The organism is Desulfolutivibrio sp., from assembly GCF_036584575.1.
GTDB lineage: Bacteria > Desulfobacterota > Desulfovibrionia > Desulfovibrionales > Desulfovibrionaceae > Desulfolutivibrio.
Genome location: NZ_JAZHDB010000068.1, coordinates 1 through 5,574, shown reverse-complemented (window position 1 = coordinate 5,574; position 5,574 = coordinate 1). Strand labels below are relative to the sequence as shown.

The 5,574-nt window shown below is 65.0% G+C and carries 6 protein-coding genes; all 6 read right to left on the bottom strand.

Going from position 1 to position 5,574, the window contains the following annotated elements:
• Positions 1-342: 342 nt before the first annotated feature.
• Positions 343-1,188 (bottom strand): FAD/NAD(P)-binding protein, encoded by an 846-nt coding sequence (locus V3572_RS05310; protein ID WP_332109943.1) that lies wholly within the window; start codon positions 1,186-1,188, stop codon positions 343-345.
• Positions 1,185-2,303, bottom strand: a complete 1,119-nt coding sequence (locus V3572_RS05305) for a 4Fe-4S dicluster domain-containing protein (protein WP_332109942.1) — start codon at positions 2,301-2,303, stop codon at positions 1,185-1,187. The genes V3572_RS05310 and V3572_RS05305 overlap by 4 nt, the downstream gene beginning before the upstream one ends.
• Positions 2,304-2,313: 10 nt before the next feature.
• Entirely contained in the window at positions 2,314-3,264 is a 951-nt protein-coding gene (locus V3572_RS05300; RefSeq protein WP_332109941.1) for a 4Fe-4S dicluster domain-containing protein, read from the bottom strand.
• Positions 3,261-3,704 (bottom strand): hydrogenase iron-sulfur subunit, encoded by a 444-nt coding sequence (locus V3572_RS05295; protein ID WP_332109940.1) that lies wholly within the window; start codon positions 3,702-3,704, stop codon positions 3,261-3,263. Before V3572_RS05295 ends, V3572_RS05300 begins: the two co-directional genes overlap by 4 nt.
• A gap of 217 nt (positions 3,705-3,921) precedes the next feature.
• Positions 3,922-4,623, bottom strand: a complete 702-nt coding sequence (locus tag V3572_RS05290) for a LexA family transcriptional regulator (protein WP_332109939.1) — start codon at positions 4,621-4,623, stop codon at positions 3,922-3,924.
• Positions 4,624-5,099: 476 nt separating this feature from the next.
• On the bottom strand, positions 5,100-5,574 hold a 475-nt coding region (locus V3572_RS05285; RefSeq protein WP_442877356.1), incomplete at its 5' end, for a Kae1-like domain-containing protein.

Genomic DNA, 5,574 nt, shown 5'->3' with positions numbered 1-5,574 from the left:
TAGAAGAAACGACGAAGAATAGAAGGCAAGATGCTGACATGGTGCTCAGTGGATAGGTCTTTACGTATCCAGGGAGGAGGGCTGCCCGGTTGCGGCATGTGTTGGATGGGGACACAACGCCGATGGTCAGGGATACGGAATGGGAAGTTCTGGAATATCAGTGTATTACATTTATGCGTTGCCGCCAGGACGGGCGGTTGAAGAGGGGGCGGGGGGTGGACGCCGCAGGCCGGAGCGGGGTGTGATCGAGAAGGCGAAGAAACGCATCATCGCGGAAGCGAAGCGGCCGGGGTCCAAGGGGCGCCGATATGCGGCGGGCGCAAGACGGGCGGGACGGAAAAATCAGTATTCCGCAGGCAGGCGGTCGAGCTCCGCCTTGGTGAACACCGGGCCGTCCTTGCAGACGTAGCGGTTGCCCACGTTGCACCGGCCGCAGAGGCCGATGCCGCACTTCATGCGGTTTTCCAGGCTCATGAATATCTGCTCCGGCTGCCAGCCCAGATCCTCGAACACCGGCAGGCTGAAGCGGATCATGGCCGGAGGCCCGCACACCAGGGCCGCCGCGCCCTCCGGGGAGGGGGCCAGATCCTTGAGCACCCGGGGCACGAAACCCACCAGGCAGTCCCAGCCCTGGCAGGCGTTGTCGATGGTCACCCGGCAGTCCACGTCGGATCGCTGCATCCACTCCCGCCAGACATCCTGGTAGAGCAGAAGCTCCGGGGACCGGGCCCCGTAGATGAAGGTGATGCGGCCGTAGCTTTTGCGATGGGCTGGGTCGAGCAGCCAGACCATGGCGCTGCGCAGGGTGGTCACGGCGTAGCCCCCGGCCACCACCACGAGGTCTTTGCCGACAAGTTCCGCCAGGGGATAGCCGTTGCCCAGGGGGCCGCGCACCCCGAATCGGTCGCCCGGTTCAAGCCCGTGCAGGGCGGAGGTGACCACGCCCATGCGGCTGACCGTGAACAAAAGCTCCTGGCCTTCGGTGGGGCTTGAGGCGATGCCGATGGGGGCCTCGCCGAAACCCGCCACGGACAGTTCGGCGAACTGCCCCGGCCGGTAGCGGAAGGACGCGGCATGGGCCGGATCCTCAAAGGCCACGCGGAAGGTGCGCAGGCTCTTGTCCGGGGTGTCGAAATGGGCCTTCGTCAGGCGCACGGGAAAGGGCAGATAGGGGCTTGCGGGATTCATGAGGCCGCCTCGTCGCAGGTTGCCCCGGATGGCGGCGCGGCCCGGCAGGCCACATCCATGACCCGCAGCACCTCCCGGATGTCGATGTTCACCGGGCACTGGCGCACGCACCGGCCGCAGCCCACGCAGCCCGGGCGACCATCCAGATTCATGGGCATGTATTTGAATTTGTGAAGAAAACGCTGCCGAACCCGCTCCACCTTGGTGGGACGCGGCGTGTGCCCCGAGGCGTGGGCCGTGAAAAGCCAGGACATGCAGGTGTCCCAGTTGCGCACCCGGCGGCCGGTCGGTCCCTTGGTCTCGTCCTGAATGTCGAAACAGTGGCAGGTGGGACAGGTAAACGTGCATACCCCGCAGTTGAGACACGTCTCGGCGATTTTCGTCCAGATGTCCAGGGCATGGACCGTGCGCTGGCTGCGCCGGGCCACGGCCTCAAGGGTCAGGCCGGAAAAGGGCGACCGGGCCATGATCGCCTCGGCGTTGATGCGCAGCGTTTCCGCCCGGCCAATCGCCGTTCCGCCGCGTGCGCCACGAGCCGGGGTTGCGGCCGCCGTGGCCGGTATCTCGGCCAGAAGGGCGCGTCCCCTGTCCGTGATCGGCGTGAGGAGCACCTCGTCGCCAAGGTCCGTGGCCAGGATGTCCAGGCCCCGGGCATGGTGGGGGCCGCCGCCCATGGAGGTGCAAAAGCAGGCGGCGTCGGGGACGTTGCAGCCGATCCCCACCAGGGCCGTGCGCGCCCGGCGGGAGGCCCAGGAGGGGTCCGTGCCGCCCTGGTCCTGGCAAAAGATGCGGTCCAGAAGGGAAAAGGCCCCGGCGTCGCAGGGTCGGATGCCGAAGAGCACGCGAAGCTGTGTGCCCTGGGGCTCGGCCACGGCCAGTCCGGCGTCCTCCCCGCGGGTGGAAAAGCGCAAGAGGCATTCCGTCTGGGGGAAGAAAAAGGGCTTGGGCGACAGGGTGGAGTTGCCGTAATCCAGGGACAGCCCGCGTTCCGGGTCAAAGAGGGTGAACGCCGTGAGCGCGCCCGAGACCGCCGGGACGTACACCGCGCGCGTCGCGCTCCAGGCGGCGAGGATCCGGGGCAGATCCAGGCGGGAAAAAATCATGGCGTCGTTCATGCACCCCTCGTCACGAAAAGGCCTCGTCCGGGTCGTCGGGAGAATAGACGGCCAGGGCGGGTTTGGCGTCCAGGGACAGGAAGGCCTCGTGGCCGAAAAGCCGTCTGGCGTCGGATTCGAGCTTGGACGTGAGCCGCCGCATGGGGATGCCCACGGGACAGGCCGATTCGCAGGCCCCGCAGTCCGTGCAGCGTCCGGCGCAGTGGAAGGCCCGCAGCAGATGATAGGTCAAAACGTCCGGCTCGTCCTGGGTCTTGCCCAGCCATTGGGGCCTGGACCGGTCCACGAAGCAGGTGGTGCAGTGGCACAGGGGACAGACGTCCCGGCAGGCATAACAGCGGATACAGTCGCGGAAGGTGCGGGTGAACAGGTCGAAGCGTGCCTCGGGTTTCTTGCGCTCCCACAACTCGATGATCTTGTCGCTGTCGCCGCCGCCGGTCTCGGTCACGGGATCGGCCACGGTTTCGTCGGCGAGCACGGGGTTGCGATGCCGACAGGTGAGACAGTTGTCGCGCTTGACCTCGCCACGCCGGAACACCTCTTCGAAATCCGCCCCGGTCACCGTCACGTCCTCCGCCTCTTCGCGCACCCCCGTGACCGTGCGGCCGTTCACTTTGGCCTCGATCTTGCGGGCGTCGAGCATCCCCAGGCAGGGCACGGCGATGACCGTCACATTTTCCCGGGTCAGGCGATTCTCCCGGATGATCCCCACCAGATTGCGGCTGACGCAGCCCTGGGCGCACACCGCCACCCGGCCGCAGAGGCCGGCGGCCAGCTTGGCCAGGTTGCCCACGCAAAATCCCGACCAGGTCAACTCCCCGGCCTCGGCCGGGGTGCGGGCGACAAAGGGACGGGCGCGCATGGGGACGGTTCCGGCCCGGTAGCCCACCACCGCATCCACGCTCTTTTCGCTGAGCAGCCGGTGGGCGATTTCCCGGATACGACGGGCGTAGGCGTTCATATGGCGCAGGTCTCCAGGGTCTTGACCAGGCGTCTGGCCGGTCCCAGCGCGGAAACGGCGGCTACGAAGTCCTCGGCCTCCATTTGGAGCTTGTGGGCCTCGGAGGCGGCGATCCAGGTGAACAGCAGGCGCTGTTGTTCGATGCCGACATAGTCCAGGAGGTTGTGCAAAAGCGTCAGGCGGCGTCTGGCATGCATGTTGCCGATACGGTAGTGGCAGTCCCCGGGATGGCAACCTGAAACCCAGACGCCGTCTGCACCCTGCATGAGGGCGTAGAGCAGATACTGGGGGCTTATGCTGCCCGAGCAGGGGACGCGGATGATGCGGATGTCCACGGGATAACGCAGACGCAGGGAGCCGGCCAGATCGGCCGCCCCATAAGAACACCAACGACAGAAGAAGGCCACAATGTTGGGCCGATAGGTTTTTGGGCTGGCCATGACGGGCTCTCTTTGGCTGCTGCGTCCGCCGTCCGCCCGGCAAAAAAAAAAGCCAAGGCGGCGCAAGGCGTTTGTCGCGGGTGTCTAGCACGACAGGGGGCGCTTGTACACCGGGTCGGGGTATTTTTTTCGGGCGCGCAGCATGGATGGGGGGCTGCGGAATAAAAAAAGGGCCATGCGGCGAAGCATGGCCCTGAAGATGACAAAGGCGGATGGGCTACAATTCCTGGAGCACCCAGGCCACCCGGCCGATCACCCGGGACGCCCCGTCCTCGGCCGGAATCTGCTGGTCCTCATGGCTGGGGTTTTCGGCGCGCAGGATCAGCTTGGAGTTTTCCGCGTCGTAGTTGACGCGCTTGACGACCATGCCCTCCACGGGCAGATCCAGGGCGTAGATGCCGCCGGAACGGATGGTCTTGCGGTCTTTGTCGATGCCCACATAGGCCCCCCGGCGGATCAGGGGCTCCATGTGCTCTTCGTCCATGCGCACCACCAGAAGGGACGGACGATAAAACTTGTCGGCGATGGTGATGGTCTCCACCGGCGTCTCCACAAAACCGCCCTCGGTATCCTCGGGAAGCGTCATGGCGCAGACGGGCACGCTGTGGTGCTTGGGCTTGCGTGCGCCGTATCCGTCCGAGGACTCCATGACCGCCAGCGCCCCGCCCTTGCGTTCGCCCAGGAACTGGGGCTGCTCGCCGTCGAGGATCCAGTTGGGATTGAGCCCGTAGAGCTGGTACAGCTTGATGAGCCACCCGTCGGGGATGGACTTGCGCCGCTTGGCGTCGGAAATGCTGGACTGGCGGATATCCAGGAGTTTGGCGACCTCGACCTGGGTGCGCAGCCCAGTGGCTTTCTTGATCCGCTCGAAAGCCTCTTCGAAGGTGTTGTATCCGGATTCGGAATCTTGGTACGTCATGTCTTCTTTCCCGCTTTTCCTGTTAAAAAGTTCGGTTGAATATGCCGACGGATGCAACATGCTTGCAGGCGACGTGATGCGGCTTTGCCAAAGATGTTTGATGAGCCACTATCGGTTTGCAATGGTAAAATGTGAACATGATTCCATAGGTGGATGTTGCGGTTATGACCATGTACCGAAAAAAACCTCTTCGTCAAGGGGAGTTGCAAAGGCCTTGCAGTATGAACAAAAATTCATGATGGTGTCGGGGCGTGTCCCGGAAATACCAAAATCCGGATTTCATAGGTCCACCCCTTTGGGTCGACATCACACCGGTTCGGATGCCCGATGCCGCCCCAAAATCCTCGTCGACCGGCTGAGGCCGGATGGCCTTGCGGGCGTCTGCCGTCCATCGCTGCTGCGGCCGTGCGGCTTCCCGAACGGCAGGCAATGAAAAAAACGCGACGAGAAATCCCCTAGGGGTATTTGCAAAAAAGTCAAGGAGAAAGCATACCATCCACCTGTGGATTGCCGGTTTCCGATGTCTCGTCCCTGAGCAAAAGCCCGTAGGCGGCCTGTCCCAGGCTGATGCAGCCGTCTCCGGGGGGCAGGAACCGGTGGGACAGGGGCACAAGTCCGCGCTCGCGCAGCCTGCCCGGCAATTCCCCGGAGAGGGTCCGGTTGAGCAGGCAGCCGCCGCTTAGGGCCACGCGGCGCGTGCCGCGCCAAGCGGCCATGGTCGCGGCCAGTTCCGTCAGCCCGTCCAGGAGTCCCAGGTGGAAGCGGCGGCTGACCACCCCGGGCGGCGCGCCCCGGGCCAGATCCCGGGCGGCCTGCTCGACCAGGGCCAGGGTGTCCAGGACCGCCGGGGCCGTGTCGCGGTGCAGCGGACAGGCGTAGGCCGCCGTCTCGGCCATGTCCTGGATCGTCTCCAGGCGGATGGCCGCCTGGCCCTCGTAATCCACATGCAGG